Consider the following 23,285-nt stretch of genomic DNA (forward strand, 5'->3'; position numbering starts at 1 on the left):
AAAGGCGGGCAAAACCCGCCTTTAACTTTAATAACAAAAAAATACCCTATTTTATAAAGTTTGATGGCGATCGCTAAACTCTACCACCTAAGTGATAGGATGACCGTCAGATAGAACCCTACCAACCTCTGAACCCAGGAGAATACAATGACAATCGTGGCAGAACCCACCCTGGCCCAACAATTAGGACTGGACCAGTACGGCATCAAAAACAGCCAAGAAATCGTTCGCAACCCCTCTTACGAGCAGCTTTTCGCCGAAGAGACACGCCCTGACCTGGAAGGGTTCGAGCGCGGTGTGGTGACCGAACTGGGCGCCGTCAACGTAAACACCGGTATCTTCACCGGTCGCTCCCCGAAAGATAAATATATCGTCAAAGATGCCACTACCCAGGATACTGTGTGGTGGTCTGACCAGGGTAAAAACGATAACAAAGCCATTACCCCTGAAGTGTGGTCACATCTGAAAGGGCTGGTCACCAAACAGCTCTCCGGCAAGCGCCTGTTTGTGGTCGACGGTTTCTGCGGTGCCAACCCGGATACCCGCCTGGCCGTGCGCATCATCACCGAGGTGGCCTGGCAGGCACACTTCGTGAAAAACATGTTCATCCGTCCGAGCGATGAAGAGCTGAAAACCTTCAAGCCTGACTTCGTGGTGATGAACGGTGCCAAGTGCACCAACCCGAACTGGAAGGAGCAGGGTCTCAACTCCGAGAACTTCGTTGCCTTCAACATGACCGAGAAGATGCAGCTCATCGGTGGCACCTGGTACGGTGGCGAGATGAAGAAGGGCATGTTCTCCATGATGAACTACTTCCTGCCCCTGCGCGGCATTGCCTCCATGCACTGCTCCGCCAACGTGGGTCAGGACGGCGACGTTGCCATCTTCTTCGGCCTCTCCGGCACCGGCAAGACCACCCTCTCCACCGATCCCAAGCGTCAGCTGATCGGCGATGACGAGCACGGCTGGGATGACCACGGTGTGTTCAACTTCGAAGGGGGCTGCTACGCCAAGACCATCAAGCTCTCCGAAGAGGCCGAGCCGGACATCTACCACGCCATCCGTCGCGATGCGCTGCTGGAGAACGTGACCGTTGCTGCCGATGGCACCATCGACTTTGATGATGGCTCCAAGACCGAGAACACCCGCGTCTCTTACCCCATCTATCACATCGACAACATCGTCAAGCCGGTCTCCAAGGCAGGTCACGCCACCAAGGTGATCTTCCTGACTGCCGACGCTTTCGGCGTGCTGCCTCCGGTCTCCAAACTGACCAAGGAGCAGACCAAGTACCACTTCCTGTCTGGCTTCACCGCCAAACTGGCCGGTACCGAGCGCGGCATCACAGAGCCGACTCCGACCTTCTCCTCCTGCTTCGGCGCAGCCTTCCTCTCCCTGCACCCGACCAAGTACGGTCAGGAGCTGGTGAAACGGATGGAAGCGGCAGGTGCAGAAGCCTATCTGGTCAACACCGGCTGGAACGGCACCGGCAAGCGCATCTCCATCAAGGATACCCGCGCCATCATCGATGCCATCCTGGATGGCTCCATCGAGAAGGCCGAGACCAAGGTGCTGCCGATCTTCAATCTGGAGATCCCGACCGCGCTGCACGATGTGAACCCGGCGATCCTCGACCCGCGCGACACTTACGCCGACAAGGCCGAGTGGGATGCCAAGGCCGTCGATCTGGCAGGCCGTTTCATCAAGAACTTCGAGCGCTTCACCGATAACGATGAAGGCAAACGTCTGGTTGCGGCAGGCCCGCAGCTGTAACAGGCTCGCTTCGTATCAGTGACATCATGCCGGTCAGCCACGCTGACCGGCATTTTTGTTTTTGTGGAGCCCCGAACGCCGCCATCGCTCCCGTTAAAGGGGCCAAAACCTTGCCTTTGCCTGTTGTGACAGGTTAGATTCAGCCAAACTTTATACAATATACAATTCTGTAACGCCCAATCGTGACCCGACCATGACCCCACCCTACAAGACCCGAACCCAGATGGTGATGGAAAACCTCCGTGGCCGGATCCTCCGTGGGGAGTTCCCCGCTGGCGCCCCCTTGCGTCAGGATGCCATTGCCAAAGAGCTGGCCGTGAGCCGCATTCCGGTGCGCGAAGCCCTGATGCAGCTGGAAGCGCAGGGGCTGGTGAAGTTCGAAGCCCATCGCGGCGCCGTGGTCACCATGCTGGACGCCTCGGCCATCGAAGAGCTCTTTTATTTGCGAGCGCTGCTGGAAGCCGATACCCTGTTTCACGCCGTCGACAAGATGACGGAAGCCACCTTCGCACAAGCGGAGGCGATCCTCGCCCAGTTTGATCACGCCCTGGAGTCAGGCACCCAGATCGAACATTGGGCCGAGTTGAACCACAGCTTTCACGCCACCCTCTATCAGGCAGCCGGTCGCCCCCAGGCACTTGAACTGATCGCCCAGATCAATCTGAGCTGTGACCGCTATGTCCGCTTCGAGCTGCTGTTTGCCAGCGACGGCGTGGACAAGGCGGAGCGTGAACACGCCCAATTGCTGGAACTGTGCCGCGCCCGGCGCAAGCACGAGGCGGTGGTGCTGCTCAGGCAACATATCGAAGCGGCAGGTCAGTCGATCAAGCGGATCCTGGCCAGCGGCCATAAAAACTGAACACTCATATAGCAACCATCTGGCACTAACGACATGAATAATTTCGAGATAATTGAAACCCGCGTCGCCCAAGTCAGGGCCGAGCTGGCCATGCAGGAGTTGGACGCCTTTATCGTCCCCCACGATGATGAGCACCTCGGCGAGTACATCCCCGCATATGCCGAGCGGCTTGACTGGATCACCGGTTTCAACGGCTCTGCCGGCGTTGCCATCATCATGGCCCAGCGGGCAGCCCTCTTTGTCGATGGTCGCTATACGGTGCAGGCGCGGATGCAAACCCCCGCCGAACTGTTCGAATTCCTCCACCTCATTGAAAATCCTCATGTGCAATGGCTGGCCGAGCAGCTGCCGTCAGGCTCCCGGGTTGGCTTCGATGCCCGCCTGCACAGCCTGACCTGGTACAAGAATGCCAAAGCCGTGCTGGCCGACCGCGGTATAGAGCTGATCCGCGTCGAGCAGAACCCCATCGACCTGAACTGGCGCGATCGCCCGGAGCCGACCAAGAGCCCGGTCATCCTCTACAGCGAGGAGCTGGCGGGCCAGTCCAGCCAGTCCAAACGTGAACAGCTGGCAGCAGACCTGCGCAAGCGCGGGCTGGATGCTGTGCTGCTGACCCAGGCCGAGCCCATCAACTGGCTGCTCAACCTGCGCGGCCGCGATATCGACCGGCTGCCGGTGGTGCTGGGCTTTGCGGTGCTCTACGCCAACACCAGCATGGATTTCTTCGTCGATACCGACAAAATTGACTGCTTCGCCTTCACCCAACACGTGGGGCAGGATGTCTCCGTCTACCCCATCGACAAGCTGGGCGACGTGCTGCAGCGCATCGGTGAAGATCAGCAGAAGGTGCTGGCCGATCCGGACAGCGCCAACGCCTGGACCCAGCTCGTCATGGAAGAGGCGGGCGCCATTCTGTTAGCAGGGCAAGACCCGACCATGCTGCCGAAAGCGTGCAAGAACGAGATCGAGCTGACGGGTATGCGTGCCGCTCACCTGCGTGATGGCGTGGCCATGACCCGCTTCCTCGCCTGGCTGGATCGGTTGGTCGCCTCCGGCGAGTTCGAGGGGGTGGATGAAGGCACCCTGGCCGATCAGGTGGAAGCGTTCCGCCGCGAGCAGGAGCACTACGTCGAGCCGAGCTTCGATACCATCTCCGCGCTCGGCCCCAACGCCGCCATGTGCCACTACCACCACACCAACGGCACCCCACGCGCGTTTGGCCAGGACAGCCTCTATCTGCTGGACTCCGGCGCCCAGTATATGGATGGCACCACCGACATCACCCGCACCATCAAGGTGGGTGAGGTGAGCGACGAGCAAAAGGCGATGTTTACCCGGGTACTGCAGGGCCATATCGCGCTGGATCAGGCCCGCTTCCCCCGTGGCACCGCCGGTATCCAGCTCGACGTGCTGGCCCGCATGCCGCTGTGGCAAGCCGGTTACAACTATGACCACGGCACCGGCCACGGCGTCGGCCACTTCCTGAGTGTCCACGAAGGGCCCCAGCGCATCGCGCCGAAAGGGAGCATGGTTGCCCTGCAACCGGGCATGGTGCTCTCCAACGAGCCGGGCTACTACCGTGAAGATGGCTTCGGCATCCGCTGCGAGAACCTGGTAGTCGTGACCGAGCTGGAACAGGTTGGCGAGCTGCCGATGCTGGGCTTCGAGCGGCTGACCTACGTGCCGTTCGATACCCGCCTGATCGACCGCAGCCTGCTGAGCCCGGCCGAATTCCGCTGGATCAACGAATACCACGTTGAGGTGTTCCGCCGCCTGAGCCCGCTGCTCGAGGGCGAAGATCTCGCCTGGCTGGAGCAGGCAACCAGCCTCATCTGATGACACAGGGCCTGCGGGCCCTGTTTTTTATCCCCCCTTTTGACCTGTATCAACACCCAAAGCGAGCAGGTCAGGAGAATGGCGGCCATGAAAAGTCATCATGCCAGCCCAGCCCGGGGCTCACACGCCGCAGCCAGCAAAAAGGCGAGTGACCACCCCAGACTCATGCGCGAGCAGCAGACGGTCAGCGCCATGATCCGCCTCTACTGCCAGCACCATCATCAGGATCCCCATTGCCGCCACTGTCGCCAGTTGCGGGATTTCGCCCATCAGCGCCTACGTCGCTGCCGTTATGGCCACGGCCACAAACCCACCTGCGCCAACTGCAATATCCACTGCTACGCACCGGCGATGCGCAAACAGATCCAGCAGGTGATGAAGTGGAGCGGCCCGCGCATGTTGCTGCGCCACCCCTGGCTCACCCTTCGCCACCTGCTCGACGGCTTGCGCAAAGCTCCCAAACTGCCCCAGAGCCGCCCCCTGCCGCCATAACCGCCAATCCCTTGCATCCGGCAGGGGATGACCACTACCCTATGACTCCTTTTCTGCCGTTGACCCCAAGGTCAGCGGCGTTGCCGATCCGTTTGCTGCCAATGGCGTCCTGATGCACCACAACCCGCCCCTGCTACGCACCGCTACCCACAATGACATGCACGCCATCTGGCAGATCGATGCCAAGGTGTTTGGTGAAGATGTCTATCCCGCCTTCTTCTTCCGTCAGGCTATGGATTTGTGGCCCGAGTTGTTGCTGGTGGCCGAATACGAGGGGCAGCTGGTGGGGTATGTGCTGGGGGGATTTGGTCAGGAGCGGTCGCAAGGCTGGGTGCTCTCGCTGGCGGTACTGCCCGAGGCACGCGGTTTTGGTCTGGCCGAGCGCATGATGCGCCAGATGGAGGCCAACCAGCAGGCGCTGCAGATCAGCGAACTGCGGCTCACGGTCGATCCGGCCAATCCGGCCCAGCGCCTCTACTACCGGCTCGGTTACACATTGCAGGCGGAAGTAGCCGACTATTTCGGCCCCGGAGAAGACCGTCTGCTGCTGGTTAAAACCCTCTCCGGTACAGCTGCGATTCAAGGACAAAACCGGTTACAGAACGCATAATTGGTTACATTTTGCCGATTTCATGTGTGACGGGGTTGGAGTAAAGTTCACTCATCAACCGGATTGTTCAAATTACGTGCAGCCCAGGAGGCCCACCATGTTGAAGCGTATGACCCTTATTGCCCTGCTGGCAGCAACCACCATCACCGGATGCGCCAACAGTGACGTTTACTCTGGCGATGTTTACACCAAAGACCGCGCCAAACAGGTGCAGACCGTCAGCTACGGCACCATCATCTCCACCCGCCCGGTGAAGATCCAGGCCGATGAGAACTCCCTGATTGGCACCATTGGCGGCGCCGTAGTCGGTGGCCTGCTGGGCAGCACAGTCGGTGGCGGCACCGGACGCGATATCGCAGCCGCAGGCGGCGCCATCGCCGGTGCAGCGGCAGGCAACGCCATCGGCAACAAGATGAATCAGGTCGACGGCGTCGAGCTGGAGATCAAGAAAGAGAACGGCGAAGCCATCGTGGTCGTGCAGAAAGCCAGCCCCACCTTCACCCCGGGCGCCCGTGTACGCATGACCCAGGGCAATGGCAGCATCAACGTGGCCGTCGTGAACTAAGCGTGTGAACTCAGGCTTTGCAGCTTTAGAGTCATAAAAAAACCGCCGATCCCGGCGGTTTTTTGTTGTCTGGCATTCGGGATTACATGCTGTAAGCCTTCTCGCCGTGGGAGGTGACATCCAGCCCTTCCCGCTCGGCATCGCCGTTCACCCGCAACCCGACCAGCATGTCGACCGCCTTGAAGGCAATCGCCGCCACGGCACCGGACCAGAGCAGGGTGACACCGACTCCGATAGCCTGGATCTTCACTTGTCCAAGGATGGAGTACCCCTCGGCCACCTGATTGGTGACATAGTCCCACACCCCGGTGCCGCCCAGATCCGGGCTGGCAAAGACGCCGGTCAGCAGAGCACCGAGAATGCCGCACACCCCGTGTACGCCAAACACGTCCAGACTGTCATCGGCCCCCAGCAGGCGCTTGAGACCGTGGACACCCCACAGACCCGCCACACCACTGATAAGGCCCATCACCAGCGCGCCACCGACACCGACAAACCCGGCAGCCGGAGTGATCATCACCAGACCGGACACCGCACCGGATGCCGCACCCAGCAGGGAGGGACGTCCCTTCATCACCCACTCGGCCAACGTCCATGAGAGAGCTGCCGCAGCCGGTGCCACCCAGGTGTTGATAAAGGCGAGCGCAGCCACCCCGTTGGCTTCCAGCGCGGAGCCCGCGTTGAAACCGAACCAGCCGAACCAGAGCAGGGAGGCACCGATCATGGTCATGGTCAGGCTGTGGGGGGTCATGGGATCACGACCGTAGCCCAGACGCTTGCCCACCAGATACGCCCCCACCAGACCCGCCACGGCGGCGTTGATGTGCACCACTGTGCCGCCTGCAAAGTCCAGCGCACCATGCTGGAACAGATACCCGGCCGTTGCGGTCGCGGTTGCTGCGGCTTCGGCGCTGGTATAGGCATCCGGACCCGCCCAGTACCACACCATATGAGCCAGCGGGATGTAGGCGAAGGTGAACCAGATCACCGAGAAGAGCAGCACGGCAGCAAACTTGATGCGCTCGGCGAACGCCCCCACGATAAGGCCGCAGGTGATGGCGGCAAAGGCCCCCTGGAACACCACATAGATCAGCTCGCTGATCCCGACACCCTTGCTGAAGGTGGCGGCGATGGAGTCAGGGGTCACCCCCTTAAGCAGCACCTTGCTGAAGGAGCCGTAGAAATTGCCCCCCTCGGTAAAGGCCAGCGAATAGCCGTAGATCACCCAGAGCACGCAGATAAGGCAGAACAGGGTAAAGACCTGCATCAGCACGCTCAGCATGTTTTTGGCCCGCACCAGACCACCGTAGAAGAGGGCGAGACCGGGGATCGACATCAGGATCACCAGCGCCGCCGAGAGCAGCATCCAGGTGTTGTCACCCTTGTTGATTGTCATGGCGGCAACCGGAGCCACCGCCGCCTGTACCTGAGCGACCTCTTCGGCCCAACTTGGGGTAACCAGCAAGGCAGGCAACATCGTCAGACCCGCCATCATCCATTTTTTGACCATAGAGTACTCTCCTTCCCTGTCGTACCGGTACAAGACCGGCTCCGTTTCCCTGATTGAATCTGTGGCGAATCGCAAGGTGTTGCTACAACCCGCCAGAATCACACCCGCGCCCGGCACGGGGATGCCTCTTGCCACTTCCTCATCACTGCGTCTGCCGCCGATGACCACAAGAGACCGTCTGACATGTAAAAAGCATAAAGCGGGCCACAAATTTAAATCCTTTTAAATCATTACATTAGTAAGATCACGCATCATCGACGCACCAATTTGGCGCATGAGCTGCGCTAACCTGCCCAGGGTCGCCCTGTCACAGGGCAGGCGATACTTCACGCACCAGAAATGCGCAAACCCTGAGCCAGCCCACAAGCTGACGTCATCGATATCGCGCGCTGCGGGCCCGCTCGTTTACACTGACAGACCAGCCGTTTCCTGTTATCCGACCACGGCATGCCATTACGCAGCCTCTTGTTGGCAACCTGATGGCAGTCCCAATCCGAGGAACACCATGCAGTTCGATCGTCTCGACATCAGCCTCTCCCACTACCGTCATCTCGACCGGGAGCATCGCGCCCACATCGTGCTGCTGGGGATAGTGATGCTGGCCATCATGTCCCTTCATCTGTTGCTGCTGCCCCACTTCCCCTACGAACGCTTTTACGCCGTCAGCTTTGGCTTCGAGGTGATCAACTGGCTCACCATGCTGTTCCTGTTCTGGGTGGTGCAGTGTGCCCACCTGCCCACCCACACCTACCGCATGCTCTCCTGCGGTCTGATGTTGTGGATCATGGGGGCCACCGCCGACATCATGGATGAGCTGGTGGCGCAGCCACTCTGGCTCGCCATCTATGCCGAGGATCTGCTGCGCTCCAGCGGCATCCTGCTCAGCAGCATCGGCATCCTGAGCACCATGCACCATCTCTTCCACATCAATACCCAGCTCAGACAGCAGGCGCTGTTCGACGATCTGACTAGGCTGCCAAACCGGCGCTACTTTCATCAGCAGCTGTTTCTGGAACAAGGGATTTGCCACGCCCTCATCCTGCTGGATCTGGATCACTTCAAGGTGATCAATGACAACTACGGCCACGATATCGGGGATCGGGTGTTGCAGCAGTTTGGCGAGCTGTTGCAACAGCACTGCCCGCCCGGTGCGCTGGCGGCCCGTGTCGGGGGTGAAGAGTTTGCCCTGCTGCTGCCCGTCGCCCACGAAGCCGACTTGCAGCAACTGGCCAACACCCTGCTCACTGCGACCCGCACCATAGCCCCAGATCCGGCCCATACCATGACGGTCAGTCTGGGAGTGGGGATCCGCGAGCCCAAGGAACCTGCAGTCTCGCTGTTCAAACGGGTGGATCAGGCGCTTTATGGCGCCAAGGAGGCGGGCAGAAACTGCGCGGTATGGGCGACGCCGACTAATAAAGAGGCGTGAAGAGCTACCGATTGATTACCGATCACGGCGGAAGATTGCTGCTGAAACAGGGGCCCAATGGCCCCTGTTTCATAGGGAAAATCCCCTCGCCTAAAAGCGGAAGGTAAGACCGATATTGGCCTGCCACTGGGTTACCAGCTCCCCGCGCACCTTGAACACGCACTGCTCCGGGTTACAGATAAACTGGTTGTTATCATTGACCAGCGAACCATAACCGCGCACCTCGGCCCGCAGCGCCAGATGCTCGGCGAGGCGCGGTTGCACCCCGAGCGCCAGCGACATGGAAGGGGTCACCTCGCTGTCGTAGGCGGCAAAGCGGGTCACCCCGATCCCGGCGCCGATGTAGGGCGCCATCAGGTTGTCAGAGAGGGTCAGCGCACCGGCAAAGTGCAAAGTATCTACCGTCAGGCGGTCCGGCTGGTCGGGAGAGAGGGTGGTGGACTGGTGGCTGTAGAGCAGCTCAATCATGCCGGGATCATCCACCTCCTTGCTGATAAAGAAGCCCCAGCTGCCGGAGCTCTGCCCCTGCAGTGAATCAAACGATGCAGAAAGCGGCACCGGCTGCACCACCTCGTCACTCTTCTCGAAGTCGATGGACGAGCTGTAACCGAAAAACGGCGTCACCTGCCAACCGGATGTGGTCGCGCCCTCGGCACTCCAGACCGGCCCCAGTGGCAGCAACAACCCCATCATCGCTATCCCGACTCTCTTCATCATCATCCCCTGCCCCCTGTGTGATTGTGCAGAAAGCATACCAGAGGCGTCCTAGGCCCATCCTAAACGACAGCTGTACCGGATCACTTTCATCGCGGGATTTCCCCCTCGCCTGAACCCCTGCCGAACCGCCCCACTGGCGCCGCTATGCCCCCCAGCCACCATTCATCGACGGTTAACCTCTGCCACGTATGCTGGCGCCAAATCGGGTCATAGGGGCCCGTTATCACTACTCAAAAGGACATCAGGGAATGGTTGCCGCGCAACTTCACGACCCCCAAACTACCCTCGCGGATACCCTGCGGGCCACCGCGCATGCCATCGACGAGAGCCACATCAGCCTGCGCCAGATGCTCGCGCTGGTGGGTGAACAGGGCATGCTGCTGTTTTGCGTGCTGCTCACCGTCCCCTTTCTGCTGCCGGTCTCCATTCCCGGGGTCAGCACCCCGTTTGGCCTGTTGATCCTCTTTATCGGGATCGGCATCACCCTCAATCGGGTGCCCTGGCTGCCCGCCATGCTGATGGAGCGCCGCTTCGCCGCCGACCAGCTCAAGCCGACCCTGCACAAGGGGGCGGATCTGCTGGCCCGGGTCGATCGCGTTATCCGCCCGCGCCTGCTGGTGCTGACCGGCAGCAACACGGTCAACCGCTGCAACGGCCTGCTGATCATGCTGGCCGCCCTGCTGCTGATGCTGCCCCTGGGCGCCATCCCGTTTACCAACGCCATGCCTGCCTGGGCCATCCTGCTGCTGGCCACCGGCATGTTGCAGCGGGACGGTCTGTTCGTCGCCAGCGGCTATCTGCTGGTAAGCGCAACCCTGGTCTGGTTCAGCGTGCTGGCCATCGGCTTGCTGATGGCGGGCCAGAGCGCCAGCGGCCTGCTCGGCTAACCCCGATGCACAGAAAAAGGGCGACCAGATGGTCGCCCTTTTTGATTTGTGCGGGATACCGCCCGGTCAAAGCAGATCGTAGATAAGGGCCGAGATGGCAAGCAGCCCCATCACCAACACAAAAAGGGTACTCGGCCCGCGATAACGCTTGAGTGCGGGCAAGCGATAGATAGAGCAGGCCGGCAGCAGAAACAGGATCACCGCGATCAGCGGGCCACTGACGCGCTCGATGATGTCGAGCACATTGGGGTTCAGATAGGTGATGACGGCGGTCACCATAAACAGGATCACCGATGACACCCGGGCGATGGTCGACTCCTTGAGGGAGAGCCCCAGCCCCTGACAGGCACCGCTCACCATGCTCACCGTCCCCTCGCTCACCCCCATGGAGGTACCGAGGAAGGATTTGGACATGGCCAGAATAGCGATGAGTGGCCCCACATAGGCGATCAGCGGGTTGGAGAACTTGTTCGCCAGCGCCGACAGCACCGAGATATTGTCGGTGCGGGCCAGCGCCATCTCGGCCTGACTCAGACTCATCACGCAGCTCACCACGAAAAAGAGCACGCTGCCGCAAATCAGCATGCTGCTGCACTTGATGATCCGCTTGGCACGCAGGTCGGCACTCTCCTGACAACGCTTTTTCTGCGCCGCGCTGAAAGAGGAAATAATGGGCGCATGGCTGAAAGAGAACACCATCACCGGCACGATCAGCCAGAGGGATTTCCAGAACGCCGGATCCCGCCAATCCACTGCTTGGCTCTCGCTGAAATAGGAGAGGCTCCACTGGGGCAGCAGATAGATGGAGAGGCCAATCAGAAAGGCAACCATCGGCAGTGCCAGCACGCTGATGGCCGACACCACGATCTGTTTGCCGGCCAGCAGCACCAGATGCAGGCCCAGCATCACCCCCAGCACCAGCAAGCCGCGCGGCAGCTCGGCATCCCCCAGCTGGTGAACCACGAAGCTCTGAATCGCGTTGGTGATGGAGATGCTGTAGACCAGAATGATGGGGTAGAAGGCCATCAGATAGACCAGCATCAGCAGTTTGCCCGCCTTGGCACCGAAGTGCTCCTCCACCACATGGGTGATATCCCCTTCCCGATGGGAGCTGGAGAGCACAAAGCGGCTCAATGCCCTGTGGGAATAATAAGAGAGCGGAAAAGCCAGCAATAAAATAAACAGCAAAATAACCGGAGAATTACTGCCAACAGTAATAGGGAGAAATAACGTACCGGCACCGACAGCAGTGGCATATAGGCCCATGGTCCATACCGAATCGCTTTTCTCCCATTTCAATTTTGAAACAGGGTTACTCTTTTCAGCAATAGAAACACTCATTGCAATATATACCTTATTAATCTGTCATCATTATTTTTATTGGCCCGAATAACAGGCTGGAGATATGTCGTTGCATATCGCCCTGCACATGAAAAAACAACGCCGCCAGCGGCCAACAGGGCCACCGGAGAGAAACGGAGCTGCCACGCTACCATCGTTGAAATCGCTATCCGGGTCAAGGTTAATAATTCATGACTGTTTGAATCGGAATGTTTCAAAAGACAACAGGATGTATCACATTCGTCACCCAAAACCAGATTCACACCTGTTTGATAACATACCGATAAAACCTCATGCTGTTGCCCAACAACACAAATAAGACCAGCGATCAGGCCGATAATATTAACACCTTAAGCTGTGGAATATGAGTTAAATAATACGGCCAACTTTTCTACTAATTGACAGTGATGTCAGCCAATTTATTCAGGGTAAAAGCGCAGGCTATTTCCCACAGCGACCGGGGCGGCACTTTCAACCTGCCGGGCAGTGCGCCACCCGGTTGCGGCCTGCCCGCTTGGCCCGATAGAGCCACTCGTCGGCCCGAGCCAGCGCCTGATTGATCTCCTCCTCCGGCTGCACCAGAGTTGTGCCCAGACTGACCGTGATGGCGACCGGATCGGCAGGCAACGCTTCGACGGCGGCGCGGATCTGCTCCGCCATCTGCTGCAAACCGGCTTCATCGATCCGCGGCAGCAGGATCAGAAACTCCTCGCCACCGCTGCGTACAAAGAGGTCGTCCGCCCGCAACAGGGCATCGATACAACTACTGAAGCGCTGCAAGGCCCGATCTCCCTGCTGGTGGCCGTAACGATCGTTGAGCTGCTTGAAGTGATCGATGTCGAGCATGATAAGACCGCAGGGCGCATCTCCTGCCCGCAACGGCTGGCAGTGCTCGAAGAAGAAACGGCGGTTGTAGAGGCCGGTCAGCAGGTCGGTTTCACTCTGGCGCAGCAGTCGCTGCTGCAACTCGTACTGGCGGGTGATATTGCGGGTCACCCAGGCCACCGCCCGCTTGCCGTCATAGAGGGAGGGCAGCGGCGCAATCTTGCCCTCGAAACGCTGTATCCCTTGCGGCCCGGCGGCAGCATTGATCCCCCCCACCTCGGCTGCTGAGAGCTCATACTCCACCACTCGCACCTGACCGCTCGCCAGCGACTCGGCCACCTGCGCCTTGACCCATATGGCCATCTCGGGTGGCAGCACATCGGCCAGCTGCTTGCCCGCCAGCGGATTGCCATCGTGATAGGATTGCTGCTCCATGCCGCCGATATATTCCACGTAATAGCCATCTTCACTGAGAATAAAGACGGGATCTGGCAGCTGGGCCATCACTTCATAAAGCTGGGTTACCGAAAGCGCCACGGAGACTCCTGTACTTCAACGTCAAACAGGGGGGAGATACTCTGCCTCAAGAGGACTCACGCGCCCTCATCGGCAGCGCAGAAAAATCTGCGGCCACAGCCAACAATCCTTTACATCTAGCAGCCTGCCAGCCTCTCGGCCACCACCGGTGGCCAGCGCGTTGCAACTCCCGCCACTGCGCTCGCTCACGGCGGCGAAAGCCCCCTCCCCCGGTCGCGCATATCCCATTGTTTCAACTCACAAGTTCATTTACGCTGGCCGTCCTGAGTCCAGTTTTCACCTCATCAGCCATCAGGAACGCCAGCCACCCGCAACCGCAGGGGCTGTACCACGGAAAAGGGAATCGCCAGATGAAAAACGCCATCGTTACCGCCCGCTTCGACGCTATCAGCACCGAAGGGGAACAGCTCACCCTCAAGATCGCCATCAAGGCCCCCAAGCCGGATCCCAAGTCCGCCAGCGGTGACTGGCGCTGCAAGGTAAAGCTGGCGGGGCTGAGCGACATGACCTTTATCTACGGCATCGACAGCCTGCAGGCCCTGAGCCTCGCCATCAAGTTTGTCGAAACCGAACTACGCGCCTTCTCCGATGCGGGCTGGCAGTTCTATCTGCCCAACTGCCCAGATCACCCCATCGACATGAGCGCCTGCTACTTCCCGGCGCTCTAGCCCGGCCCATCCAAGGAGACCAGATGCACGGACCCGATCCCGCCAATCCCCACCCCATGAACGGCTTCCCCCAAGTGTGCTTTATCAAGAACACCATCAAGGGGCCCAATATCGAGGTGGGTGACTACACCTATTACGACGACCCGGAGGATTCGGCGGGCTTCGAGCGCAACGTCCTCTACCACTTCCCCTTCATCGGCGACAAGCTGATCATCGGCAAGTTCTGCGCCATTGCCCGCGGGGTGAAGTTCATCATGAACGGCGCCAACCACCAGACCTCCGGCTTCTCCACCTACCCCTTCTTTATCTTCGGCAACGGCTGGGAGCATGCCGCACCCGCCCCGGGCAGCCTCCCCTACAAGGGCGATACCGTGATCGGCAACGATGTCTGGATTGGCTATGACGCTCTGATCATGCCGGGGGTCAAGGTAGGCAACGGAGCCATCATCGCCGCCCGCTCCGTGGTCACCGGAGACGTGCCCGCCTACGCCGTGGTCGGCGGCAACCCCGCCAAGGTGATCCGCTACCGCTTCGACGACGACACCATCGCCCGTCTCAACGCCATCGCCTGGTGGGACTGGCCGGTGGAGCAGATCAGCCGCAACCTGCCGCTTATCAGCGGCGGCGAAATAGTCGCACTGGAAGCGGCAACCCCATAGAGACAACCTATAAACCAAGCGAGATCGTAGAAACAACAAAGGGCGCCTTGTCGGCGCCCTTTGGCTTGATGGATATCGCTGAAGCCCGCTGGATTGAGCTGGCTATCAACCGGTGTTGCGCATCCCTGCGGCAATGCCGGCGATGGTGACCATCAGCGCCTTGTCCAGCTCGGGGTGCAGGGTCTCCGGGTGGTTGCGGGAGCGGTTGAGCAGCTCGGCCTGCAGCACGTTGAGCGGGTCAGTGTAGGGGTTGCGCAGCTTGATGGACTCCTTGATCCAGGGCTGATCCTCCAGCAGATCCCCGCACGGGCTCAGTTTCAGCACCACCTCGATGGATTCGGCAAGCTCCTGACGCAGCTGTTTGCCAAGGCCCCACAGCTCCTGCGGCACCAGACGGGTGTCGTAGTACTCGGCGAGCCAGACGTCCGCTTTGAGGAACACCATCTCCAGCATCTCAAGACGAGTGCGGAAGAAGGGCCACTGGGCGCTCATCTCTTCCAGCACGGCCAGCTTGCCGCCGTCGATGGCCTGTTGCAGCGCCTTGTGGGCACCGAGCCAAGCCGGCAGCATCAGGCGGTTCTGGGTCCAGGCGAAGATCCACGGAATGGCGCGCAGGCTCTCGACGCCGCCGTTGGGCTTGCGCTTGGAGGGACGGGAGCCGAGCGGCAGCTTGCCGAGCTCCATCTCCGGGGTGGCGGCACGGAAGTAAGGGACGAAGTCTGGATGACCGCGCACGATACTGCGGTAGTGATCGCAGGAGTCGGCGGCCAGCTGTTCCATCACCTCGCGCCAGCACTCTTTCGGCTTGGGCGGTGGCAGCAGGTTCCCTTCCAGCACGGCGCTGGTGTAGAGCTCCAGACTCTTGATCGCCACTTTCGGCAGACCGAACTTGAAGCGGATCATCTCCCCCTGTTCGGTGGTACGCAGACCGCCGCGCAGGGATCCCGGCGGCTGGGAGAGGATCGCCTGATGGGCAGGGGCACCGCCACGACCGACGGTACCGCCACGGCCATGGAACAGGGTGAGGCGAATATTGTTGGCCTCGGCCAGACCCACCAGGGATTCCATGGCGGCGTACTGGGCCCAGCCTGCGGCCATCATGCCCGCATCCTTGGCAGAGTCGGAGTAACCGATCATCACGTACTGACGGCCCTGAATGTAGCCGCGATACCAGTCCACCGAGAGCAGACGCTCCATCACGGCGGTGCCTGCCATCAGGTCATCCTGGGTTTCAAACAGCGGGGCGACCGGCATGCGGAACTTGCAGCCCGCCTCTTTGAGCAGCAGTTGCACCGACAGCACGTCGGACGGCGCACCGGCCATGGAGATGATGTAGATACCGAACGCATCGGGGTCGTGCTGGGCGATGACCTGACAGGTATCCAGCGTCTCGCGCACCTCGGCGCTCGGTTCCCAGTCGTGGGGAATGAGCGGGCGACGGGAGTTCAGTTCGTTAAGCAGGAAGGCCTGCTTGTCATCTTCGCTCCACTCGGCGTAGTCACCCAGACCCAGATAGCGGGTCAGCTCGGAGAAGACCAGCCCGTGACGCTCGCCATCCTGACGGATATCCAGCTTGACCAGATGGATGCCGAAACAGGCGACCTTGCGCAGCACGTCCAGCAACATGCCATCGGCGATATTACCCATGCCGCAAGCGTGCAATGAGTGGTAGCAGAGCTCCAGCGGCTCGCGCAGCTGGGCGGTAGTCTTGACCAGATCCTGGCTCTCGCTCACCTGACCCTGCACCTTGGCAGTGAGGTGCTCCTTGGTTTCGCGCAGCGCTTCACGCAGCTCGCGCACCAGCGCACGGTAGGGCTCGGGATGATCGCCAACGCGAGCGCGCACGGCGTCGGTACAGTCGGACATGGAGAGCTCGGAAGTGAGCTCCTTGATGTCTTTGTAGAACAGGCTCACCGCCATCCAGCGGCCCAGCTCCAGCACTTCGGCAGTCACCTTGGCGGTGACGAAGGGGTTGCCATCGCGGTCACCGCCCATCCAGGAGGTGAACTTGACCGGCGCGGCATCCAGCGGCAGCCGCACACCCAGATGGTGTTGCAGACGCTCGTCCAGATTGCGCATGAATTCTGGGATGGCAGGCCACAGGCTGTTCTCCACCACGGCGAAGCCCCACTTGGCCTCGTCGACCGGGGTCGGGCGCTGTTCGCGGATCTCGTTGGTATGCCACGCCTGATTGATCAGCTGCTCGATGCGATTGAGGATCTTGTCCCGCTCGCGTGGCAGCAGGTCGGAGAGCTCCAGCGCCTCGAGGCAGTCGTTGAGCTGTACGTGCTTGTGGATCAGGGTGCGGCGGGTCACCTCGGTGGGGTGAGCGGTCAGCACCAGATCGATATCCAGCTCGCGCACGGCCTGAATGATGGCCTCTTGCGACAGGTTGGAGGCTTTCAGCTTGTCGAACATCTGCTCCAGCGGGTCCGGGGTGCAGACCTGCTCTTCGCAGCGACGGGAGATGGTGTGGAACTGTTCCGCCACGTTGGCCAGATTGAGGAACTGGCTGAAGGCGCGGGCCACCGGCAGCAGTTCGTCATCGCTCAGGGTGCGCAGGGTATCGAGCAGACGTTCCCGGTCTGATTCATTGCCCTTGCGGGAGGACTTGGCCAATTGGCGAATGGTTTCGATCTTGTCGAGAAAGGCCTGACCCTGATGATCCTTGATGGATTTACCCAGCAGCTGACCCAGCATACCTACGTTGGCGCGTAGTGCGGCGTACTTTTCGTTCATTCCACATCCTTATCTTGTTGGTGCCTGACACCCATCCGGGGTGCTAGACGACCTCACTTATTGTTGTGCGATTACAACATATGCTCCGTCATCTTAGGGTGACAATCTACCCAGATTGTCTGCGCAAGGTCAAATAACAGGCCGATTCAGAACATGTATTTCCCTCACCACTCCACAACCGGCTTGTTATGTAACTTACTTACAGTTTTTACGCCCCTTTCACCGCCGCCGCTACAGGCAAAAACGTCTGATCAGGTGTTGCAACACTGCGGTGGTCGGCTTGACGAAGGAGAGGTCGAGATACTCATCCGGCTGGTGCGCCTGGGTGATATGGCCGGGGCCCATCACTATAGTCTCGCAGCCAAGCTGCTGGATAAACGGCGCCTCGGTGCAGTAGTTGACCGACTCGGCGGCGCGACCGCTCGCCTTCTCAGCTTCGCGCACCAGCACAGAGTCGTCGGCGCAGGCATAGGCGGGAATGGGTTCATGCAGATGTTGCAGATGCAGACAGCCCGGCTGGTGAATTTCGATGGGAGAGAGCGCCTCTTTGAGCATCCCCATCAACTCGTCCGGTCCCACCTGCGGGGTGGGTCGCAGGTCGATATGCAGCTCGCAGCAGCCGCAGATGCGGTTCGGGCTGTCACCACCCTGAATGTAACCGAGGTTCAGAGTCGGCTGCGGCACGGCAAAGCGGTGGTCGGCGTAGCGATCTTTCAGATCCTGCTGCAAGCGCAGCACCTGCCCCATCGCCTTGTGCATGATCTCCATGGCGTTGACACCGTTGGCGGGATCCGAGCTGTGACCGCTCTTGCCGGTAATACGGATCGCCTCCGACATATGTCCCTTGTGGGCCACCACAGGCACCAGCCCGGTCGGTTCGCCAATCACGGCGTAGTCGGGTTTGAGCTCGGCCGCCGCGGCGATGGCGCGGGCCCCCGCCATAGTGGTCTCTTCATCGGCGGTAGCGAGAATGCGCAGCGGCTTGGTCAGCTTGGTGAGATCGATTTCTTTGAGCGCTTCCACTATGAAGGCGAAGAAGCCCTTCATATCGATGGTACCGAGGCCATAGAGACGGTTGCCCTCTTCGGTCACCTTGAAGGGATCCTTGCTCCACCCTCCTTCATCAAACGGCACCGTATCGGTGTGGCCTGCCAGCAGCAGACCGCCCTCCCCCTGACCAATCGTCGCCACCAGATTGAACTTGCCCGGCAGGTCGGGGAGCGCCGTTACCTCGCACTGAAAACCGAGCTGACCGAACCAGTCAGCCAGCAGCCGGATCACCGCCTCGTTGCTCTGATCCCACTTGGGATCCGTGCTGCTGATAGAGGGAATCGCAATAATATTCTTATAAAGTGAAAAAAAATCCAGATTGGCCATCAGCTCCTCCTTGCGTCCCCGGAATGTTTCTGCTAGAAAATACAAATGCAAAGCGAGTGCATGAATATTCTGTAATTTTACCTGAATATCTGGCTCATCAACAAAGGCTTCTAGTTGTAAGGGAAAGTTAATGTTCTGTCACCTGATCTATAACCGACGACACACACCCGCCTGAATTGCCCCTCCGCACTTGTGCAAAGGGGCGATCGAACACCCTTGTGCACTGCAGCGTCATGCTGTGAATCTCGAACTCTGACTTGGAATATTCAACATGCTTAACACCGTTATCGTCGGTGCCAGTGGCTACGCGGGAGCCGAACTGGCCGCACTGGTACAGAACCATCCACAACTCAAGCTGTTCGGCCTCTATGTCTCCGCCGGCAGTCAGGATGCCCACAAGCGCTTCTCTTCCCTGCATCCCCAGTGGGTCGGAGCCCTCGATCAACCGCTGCTACCGCTGGACGACGACGGCATGACCCGGATCCTGACCCAGGCCGATCTGGTGCTGCTAGCCACCGCCCACGAGGTGAGCGCCGAGCTGGCGCCCAAGTTTCTTGCCAAGGGGCTGCCGGTATTCGATCTCTCCGGCGCCTTCCGGGTCAAGGAGCAGGGCTTTTACGACAGCTTCTACGGCTTCACCCACGACAGCGAGCAGTGGCTGGATCAGGCCGTCTATGGCCTGGCGGAGTGGAATGCCGATGCCATCGCTACCGCCCAGCTGATTGCGGTGCCCGGTTGCTACCCGACAGCATCGCTGTGCGCCCTCAAGCCGCTGCAGCAGGATGGCCTGATTGCCAAGGGGTGGCAGCCGATCATCAACGCCGTCTCCGGGGTTTCCGGTGCCGGTCGCAAGGCGGCCATCAACACCAGCTTCTGCGAAGTGAGCCTCAATCCCTACGGCACCTTCAATCACAGACACCAGCCGGAGATCAGCCATCACCTCGGCAAGGAGGTGCTGTTCCAGCCCCACCTTGGCAACTATGTGCGCGGCATTCTGGCCACCATCTATGTGCAGCTGGCGGACGGCGTCACCCCTACTCAAGTGGATCAGGCCTTCCTCAAGGCTTACGAAGGCAAGCCGCTGGTGCGCCTCACCGGCCAGATGCCCTCCATCCGGGGCGTAGCGGGCACCCCTTACTGCGATATCGCCTGGCAACAGCAGGGCAACATGCTGGTGGTGGTCTCGGCCATCGACAACCTGCTCAAGGGCGCCGCCTCGCAAGCCATGCAGTGCATAAATATCAAATTTGGTTTTGAACCGGCCACCGGCCTGATTTAAGGACTTAGGAAGGATCTCGAACATGGACAAACAGACGTTGGTAATCAAGCTGGGCGGCGCCCTTATCGAGAACGACGAGGCACTGACCGCCCTGTTCGCCACCCTCAAAACCTTTCTCGACGATCAGCACCGTCCGCTGGTGCTGGTACACGGTGGTGGCTGTCTGGTGGATGACCTGCTCAAGGGGCTGGGTCTCACCTCCACCAAGAAGAACGGCTTGCGGGTGACCCCGTTCGAGCAGATCCCCTTTATTGCCGGGGCGCTGGCGGGCACTGCCAACAAGCAGATGATGGCCAAGGCGATCGCCACCGGCATTCCGGCTGTGGGGCTCTGCCTCGCCGACGGCGGCCTCTGTCAGGTGACCCAGCTCGACCCGGATCTCGGCGCGGTCGGCGAGTGCAAGCCGGGCAACCCGGCGCTGGTAGCAGGCATCCTCGGTCAGGGCTTCCTGCCGGTGGTAAGCTCCATCGGCATCACCGCCGACGGGCAACTGATGAACGTCAACGCGGATCAGGCGGCCACCGCCATTGCCGAGGCGCTCGGTGCCGATCTGGTGATGCTCTCCGATGTGAGCGGCATCCTCGATGGCAAGGGCAAGCTGGTGCCCCAACTCGACAAGCTGACCGCGCTGGATTTGATGGAGAAAGGGGTGATCCGCGATGGTATGGCGGTCAAGGTAGAAGCGGCCCTGCACGCTGCCGAGACCCTCGGCAAGCCGGTCTGTGTCGCCAGCTGGCGTTACCCGGATCAGCTGCTCAAGCTCCTGGCTGGCGGCGCCGTCGGCACTCAAGTGGCCATTTGATCTCCACCGGAACAAGGAACATCCGATGCAACATCTTCTGAAAGACAGTGATCTGAACAAAGCCCAGATTGAAGCGCTGATTGCGCTGGGCAAAGCGGTCAAGGCCGACCCGAAGAAGTACAGCCAGGCGCTGGCGGGCAAGAGCGTGGTCACCCTGTTCGAGAAACCCTCCCTGCGCACCCGGGTCACTTTCGACATCGGCATCGCCAAACTGGGCGGCCACAGTGTCTATCTGGATCAGCAGAACGGCGCGCTGGGCAAGCGGGAGTCGGTGAAGGATTTCGCTGCCAACCTGTCGCGCTGGTGTGATGCCATCGTCGCCCGGGTGTTCGATCACCAGACCCTGGTCGAGCTGGCGGAGCACGGCACAGTGCCGGTAGTGAACAGCCTGTGCAACCTCTACCACCCCTGTCAGGGGCTGGCCGACTTTATGACCATTGCCGAGCACTACGACGACCTGTCGAAGGTGAAGCTTGCCTACCTCGGTGATGGCAACAACGTCAGCCACTCTCTGCTGCTGCTGGGGGCGACCCTCGGCACCGACGTGACTCTGATCTGCCCGAAAGGCCACGGCCCGGATACCCAGATCTTCCTGCAGGCGCAGGCGCTGGCGGCCAAGTCGGGGGCAACCATCCACATCAGTGATGACGTGGCAGATATCGAAGGGTTCGACGTGGCCTACACAGATACCTGGGTCTCCATGGGCGACAACACCCCGATGGAGCAGGTCAAAGACCTCTTTATGCCTTACCAGATCAACCAGGCCCTGCTCGAGCGCACCGGCATCCAGCACGTGCTGCATTGCCAGCCGGCTCATCGGGAGCTGGAGATCACCTCGCAGGTGATGGATGGCCCCGCCTCCCTCATCATGGACGAGGCCGAAAACCGGATGCATATCCAGAACGCCGTGTTGCTGACCCTTCTCGGCAGCAAGTAACGCGGCACTCAACCTGAATCACGACACTTTTATTGAATCATCATCGAATCATCACGGAGAGAAGTAACATGAGCGGAATCAACAAGATCGTACTGGCTTACTCGGGTGGACTGGATACCTCGGCCATCATTCCCTGGCTGAAAGAGCACTATGACGCCGAAATCATCGCTTTCGTGGCCGACGTCGGTCAGGAGCGCGATGATCTGGAAGGGATCGAGCAGAAGGCGATCGCCTCCGGCGCCACCAAGTGCATCATCAAGGATCTGCGGGAAGAGTTCGTCAAAGAGTACGTCTACCCGACCCTGAAGACCGGCGCCGTCTATGAAGGCACCTATCTGCTGGGCACCTCCATGGCCCGTCCGGTGATCGCCAAGGCGATGGTCGAAGCGGCGCTGGCGGAAGGGGCCGATGCTATCTCCCACGGTTGCACCGGCAAGGGCAACGATCAGGTGCGTTTCGAAGGCGCGGTCGCCGCGCTGGCGCCCCAGCTGAAAGTGATCGCCCCCTGGCGGATCTGGGACATGCGCTCCCGGGAAGATCTGCTCTCCTATCTGGAGACCCGCAACATCCCCTGCAAGGCAACCCTGAAGAAGATCTACAGCCGCGACGCCAACGCCTGGCACATCTCCACCGAGGGTGGTGAACTGGAGAGCACCTGGAACGAGCCTTCCGAAGCGGTCTGGCAGTGGACCGTACCGGCCGAACAGGCACCGGATCAGCCGGAGTACGTCAAGCTGACCGTGGCGCAGGGTGAAGTGGTGGCCGTTGACGACCAGCCGCTCAGCCCGCACCAGATCCTGATGACCCTGAACGAGCGTGCCGGCAAGCACGGCGTGGGCCGCATCGACATCACCGAAAACCGGATGGTGGGGATGAAGTCCCGCGGCTGCTACGAGACCCCGGGCGGTACCGTGATGGTCGCCGCGCTGCGCGCCGTGGAAGAGCTGGTACTGGATCGCCCGACCCGCGCCTGGCGGGAGAAGCTGGGGGCCGAGTTCTCCCATCTGGTCTATGACGGTCGCTGGTTCACCCCGCTGTGCAAGGCGATCCTCGCCTCTGCCAACACCATCGCCGAAGATCTCGACGGTGAAGTGGTGCTGAAGATGTACAAAGGTCAGGTCACTGCGGTGCAGAAGAAGTCGCCGAACAGCCTCTACTCCGAAGACTTCGCCACCTTCGGCGCCGACGAAGTGTATGACCAGAGCCATGCCGAAGGCTTTATCCGTCTTTACACCCTGGCCAGCCGGATCCGCGCCATGAAGGAACAGCATCAGGCTATCGGTGGCGATCACACCCACGGCTAAGCAAGCGCGATAACCCGTTGATTCCGTTGAGGGGGCATGGCCCCCTCTTCTACAGGCAGAGGGCATAACCCCTGAGCCAGCATCGGCAGGTGTGACAAGAGCGGCAGCGCCCCGGCCGCTTCTGTGAGATAACAGGCTC

General features: G+C 60.3%; 20 protein-coding genes. 14 read left to right on the plus strand and 6 right to left on the minus strand.

Translation table 11 applies throughout. From position 1 onward, the window contains the following. The first annotated feature begins 147 nt into the window (after positions 1 to 147). From pckA to OKB77_RS08360, 6 genes are all read left to right on the plus strand, one after another. Positions 148 to 1,773, plus strand: coding sequence for a phosphoenolpyruvate carboxykinase (ATP) (gene pckA / locus OKB77_RS08335; RefSeq protein ID WP_005340139.1), 1,626 nt, complete (start codon positions 148 to 150; stop codon positions 1,771 to 1,773). 193 nt (positions 1,774 to 1,966) lie between these two features. Then, positions 1,967 to 2,632, plus strand: coding sequence for a GntR family transcriptional regulator (locus OKB77_RS08340; protein ID WP_005340138.1), 666 nt, complete (start codon positions 1,967 to 1,969; stop codon positions 2,630 to 2,632). Positions 2,633 to 2,665: 33 nt separating this feature from the next. Then, positions 2,666 to 4,468: an aminopeptidase P family protein gene (locus OKB77_RS08345; protein ID WP_270817396.1), complete on the plus strand. Its 1,803-nt coding sequence runs from the start codon at positions 2,666 to 2,668 to the stop codon at positions 4,466 to 4,468. 87 nt (positions 4,469 to 4,555) lie between these two features. After that, positions 4,556 to 4,960 (plus strand): nitrous oxide-stimulated promoter family protein, encoded by a 405-nt coding sequence (locus tag OKB77_RS08350; protein ID WP_005356534.1) that lies wholly within the window; start codon positions 4,556 to 4,558, stop codon positions 4,958 to 4,960. A 112-nt stretch (positions 4,961 to 5,072) separates the two neighbouring features. Further along, positions 5,073 to 5,570 (plus strand): GNAT family N-acetyltransferase, encoded by a 498-nt coding sequence (locus tag OKB77_RS08355; protein ID WP_005340127.1) that lies wholly within the window; start codon positions 5,073 to 5,075, stop codon positions 5,568 to 5,570. A gap of 97 nt (positions 5,571 to 5,667) precedes the next feature. Further along, positions 5,668 to 6,135: a glycine zipper 2TM domain-containing protein gene (locus OKB77_RS08360; protein WP_005340126.1), complete on the plus strand. Its 468-nt coding sequence runs from the start codon at positions 5,668 to 5,670 to the stop codon at positions 6,133 to 6,135. An 82-nt stretch (positions 6,136 to 6,217) separates the two neighbouring features. Here OKB77_RS08360 and amt read toward each other — a convergent pair whose 3' ends face one another. Beyond that, positions 6,218 to 7,645: an ammonium transporter gene (gene amt / locus OKB77_RS08365; RefSeq protein ID WP_123172265.1), complete on the minus strand. Its 1,428-nt coding sequence runs from the start codon at positions 7,643 to 7,645 to the stop codon at positions 6,218 to 6,220. Between the two features lie 505 nt (positions 7,646 to 8,150). On the opposite strand from amt, the gene OKB77_RS08370 reads away from it, so the two are divergent. Further along, entirely contained in the window at positions 8,151 to 9,074 is a 924-nt protein-coding gene (locus tag OKB77_RS08370; RefSeq protein WP_123172264.1) for a GGDEF domain-containing protein, read from the plus strand. A gap of 90 nt (positions 9,075 to 9,164) precedes the next feature. On the opposite strand, the gene OKB77_RS08375 is transcribed toward OKB77_RS08370, so the two are convergent. Beyond that, positions 9,165 to 9,788: an outer membrane beta-barrel protein gene (locus OKB77_RS08375; RefSeq protein WP_123174102.1), complete on the minus strand. Its 624-nt coding sequence runs from the start codon at positions 9,786 to 9,788 to the stop codon at positions 9,165 to 9,167. A gap of 251 nt (positions 9,789 to 10,039) precedes the next feature. Here OKB77_RS08375 and OKB77_RS08380 point away from each other — a divergent pair, with 251 nt between their 5' ends. After that, positions 10,040 to 10,678: an exopolysaccharide biosynthesis protein gene (locus tag OKB77_RS08380; protein ID WP_069529294.1), complete on the plus strand. Its 639-nt coding sequence runs from the start codon at positions 10,040 to 10,042 to the stop codon at positions 10,676 to 10,678. 66 nt (positions 10,679 to 10,744) lie between these two features. Here OKB77_RS08380 and OKB77_RS08385 read toward each other — a convergent pair whose 3' ends face one another. Beyond that, positions 10,745 to 12,019 carry an amino acid permease gene (locus tag OKB77_RS08385; protein ID WP_113740579.1) on the minus strand — a complete coding sequence of 425 codons (1,275 nt, stop codon included), beginning with the start codon at positions 12,017 to 12,019 and terminating at the stop codon, positions 10,745 to 10,747. Between the two features lie 471 nt (positions 12,020 to 12,490). Continuing rightward, entirely contained in the window at positions 12,491 to 13,381 is an 891-nt protein-coding gene (locus OKB77_RS08390; RefSeq protein WP_123172262.1) for a sensor domain-containing diguanylate cyclase, read from the minus strand. A 350-nt stretch (positions 13,382 to 13,731) separates the two neighbouring features. Between OKB77_RS08390 and OKB77_RS08395 the strand changes: the two genes are divergently transcribed. Together OKB77_RS08395 and OKB77_RS08400 are read left to right on the plus strand one after the other, a co-directional pair. Beyond that, the gene (locus tag OKB77_RS08395) at positions 13,732 to 14,049 is read left to right on the plus strand and encodes a DUF6968 family protein (RefSeq protein WP_123172261.1); all 318 of its coding nucleotides are present in this window, start codon (positions 13,732 to 13,734) and stop codon (positions 14,047 to 14,049) included. A 23-nt stretch (positions 14,050 to 14,072) separates the two neighbouring features. After that, complete coding sequence (locus tag OKB77_RS08400; RefSeq protein WP_123172260.1) at positions 14,073 to 14,708, plus strand: Vat family streptogramin A O-acetyltransferase; 636 nt, start codon at positions 14,073 to 14,075, stop codon at positions 14,706 to 14,708. A 105-nt stretch (positions 14,709 to 14,813) separates the two neighbouring features. On the opposite strand, the gene ppc is transcribed toward OKB77_RS08400, so the two are convergent. Then, positions 14,814 to 17,447, minus strand: a complete 2,634-nt coding sequence (gene ppc, locus OKB77_RS08405) for a phosphoenolpyruvate carboxylase (protein ID WP_123172259.1) — start codon at positions 17,445 to 17,447, stop codon at positions 14,814 to 14,816. Positions 17,448 to 17,678: 231 nt separating this feature from the next. Then, a complete protein-coding gene (argE, locus tag OKB77_RS08410; RefSeq protein ID WP_123172258.1) occupies positions 17,679 to 18,824 on the minus strand; it encodes an acetylornithine deacetylase in 1,146 nt (381 codons plus the stop codon). Between the two features lie 271 nt (positions 18,825 to 19,095). Here argE and argC point away from each other — a divergent pair, with 271 nt between their 5' ends. The 4 genes from argC to OKB77_RS08430 all read left to right on the plus strand — a co-directional run bounded on the left by argC (position 19,096) and on the right by OKB77_RS08430 (position 23,146). Next, on the plus strand, positions 19,096 to 20,103 hold the full coding sequence (argC, locus tag OKB77_RS08415) for an N-acetyl-gamma-glutamyl-phosphate reductase (RefSeq protein WP_123172257.1): 1,008 nt from the start codon (positions 19,096 to 19,098) through the stop codon (positions 20,101 to 20,103). Between the two features lie 22 nt (positions 20,104 to 20,125). Further along, a complete protein-coding gene (argB, locus tag OKB77_RS08420; RefSeq protein ID WP_101348150.1) occupies positions 20,126 to 20,905 on the plus strand; it encodes an acetylglutamate kinase in 780 nt (259 codons plus the stop codon). 25 nt (positions 20,906 to 20,930) lie between these two features. Next, positions 20,931 to 21,842, plus strand: a complete 912-nt coding sequence (locus OKB77_RS08425) for an ornithine carbamoyltransferase (protein WP_164461669.1) — start codon at positions 20,931 to 20,933, stop codon at positions 21,840 to 21,842. Positions 21,843 to 21,910: 68 nt separating this feature from the next. Then, entirely contained in the window at positions 21,911 to 23,146 is a 1,236-nt protein-coding gene (locus tag OKB77_RS08430; protein ID WP_123172255.1) for an argininosuccinate synthase, read from the plus strand. Positions 23,147 to 23,285 lie beyond the last annotated feature (139 nt).

Origin of the sequence: Aeromonas sp. Y318-3, from assembly GCF_027706185.1 — a bacterium.
In the GTDB taxonomy this organism is placed as follows: Bacteria; Pseudomonadota; Gammaproteobacteria; order Enterobacterales; family Aeromonadaceae; genus Aeromonas; species Aeromonas veronii.

Coding starts and splice junctions, on each gene's coding strand:
- pckA (WP_005340139.1), top strand. CDS start 148: ATGACAATCGTGGCAGAACCCACCCTGGCCCAACAATTAGGACTGGAC.
- OKB77_RS08340 (WP_005340138.1), top strand. CDS start 1,967: ATGACCCCACCCTACAAGACCCGAACCCAGATGGTGATGGAAAACCTC.
- OKB77_RS08345 (WP_270817396.1), top strand. CDS start 2,666: ATGAATAATTTCGAGATAATTGAAACCCGCGTCGCCCAAGTCAGGGCC.
- OKB77_RS08350 (WP_005356534.1), top strand. CDS start 4,556: ATGAAAAGTCATCATGCCAGCCCAGCCCGGGGCTCACACGCCGCAGCC.
- OKB77_RS08355 (WP_005340127.1), top strand. CDS start 5,073: ATGCACCACAACCCGCCCCTGCTACGCACCGCTACCCACAATGACATG.
- OKB77_RS08360 (WP_005340126.1), top strand. CDS start 5,668: ATGTTGAAGCGTATGACCCTTATTGCCCTGCTGGCAGCAACCACCATC.
- amt (WP_123172265.1), bottom strand. CDS start 7,645: ATGGTCAAAAAATGGATGATGGCGGGTCTGACGATGTTGCCTGCCTTG.
- OKB77_RS08370 (WP_123172264.1), top strand. CDS start 8,151: ATGCAGTTCGATCGTCTCGACATCAGCCTCTCCCACTACCGTCATCTC.
- OKB77_RS08375 (WP_123174102.1), bottom strand. CDS start 9,788: ATGAAGAGAGTCGGGATAGCGATGATGGGGTTGTTGCTGCCACTGGGG.
- OKB77_RS08380 (WP_069529294.1), top strand. CDS start 10,040: ATGGTTGCCGCGCAACTTCACGACCCCCAAACTACCCTCGCGGATACC.
- OKB77_RS08385 (WP_113740579.1), bottom strand. CDS start 12,019: ATGAGTGTTTCTATTGCTGAAAAGAGTAACCCTGTTTCAAAATTGAAA.
- OKB77_RS08395 (WP_123172261.1), top strand. CDS start 13,732: ATGAAAAACGCCATCGTTACCGCCCGCTTCGACGCTATCAGCACCGAA.
- OKB77_RS08400 (WP_123172260.1), top strand. CDS start 14,073: ATGCACGGACCCGATCCCGCCAATCCCCACCCCATGAACGGCTTCCCC.
- ppc (WP_123172259.1), bottom strand. CDS start 17,447: ATGAACGAAAAGTACGCCGCACTACGCGCCAACGTAGGTATGCTGGGT.
- argE (WP_123172258.1), bottom strand. CDS start 18,824: ATGGCCAATCTGGATTTTTTTTCACTTTATAAGAATATTATTGCGATT.
- argC (WP_123172257.1), top strand. CDS start 19,096: ATGCTTAACACCGTTATCGTCGGTGCCAGTGGCTACGCGGGAGCCGAA.
- argB (WP_101348150.1), top strand. CDS start 20,126: ATGGACAAACAGACGTTGGTAATCAAGCTGGGCGGCGCCCTTATCGAG.
- OKB77_RS08425 (WP_164461669.1), top strand. CDS start 20,931: ATGCAACATCTTCTGAAAGACAGTGATCTGAACAAAGCCCAGATTGAA.
- OKB77_RS08430 (WP_123172255.1), top strand. CDS start 21,911: ATGAGCGGAATCAACAAGATCGTACTGGCTTACTCGGGTGGACTGGAT.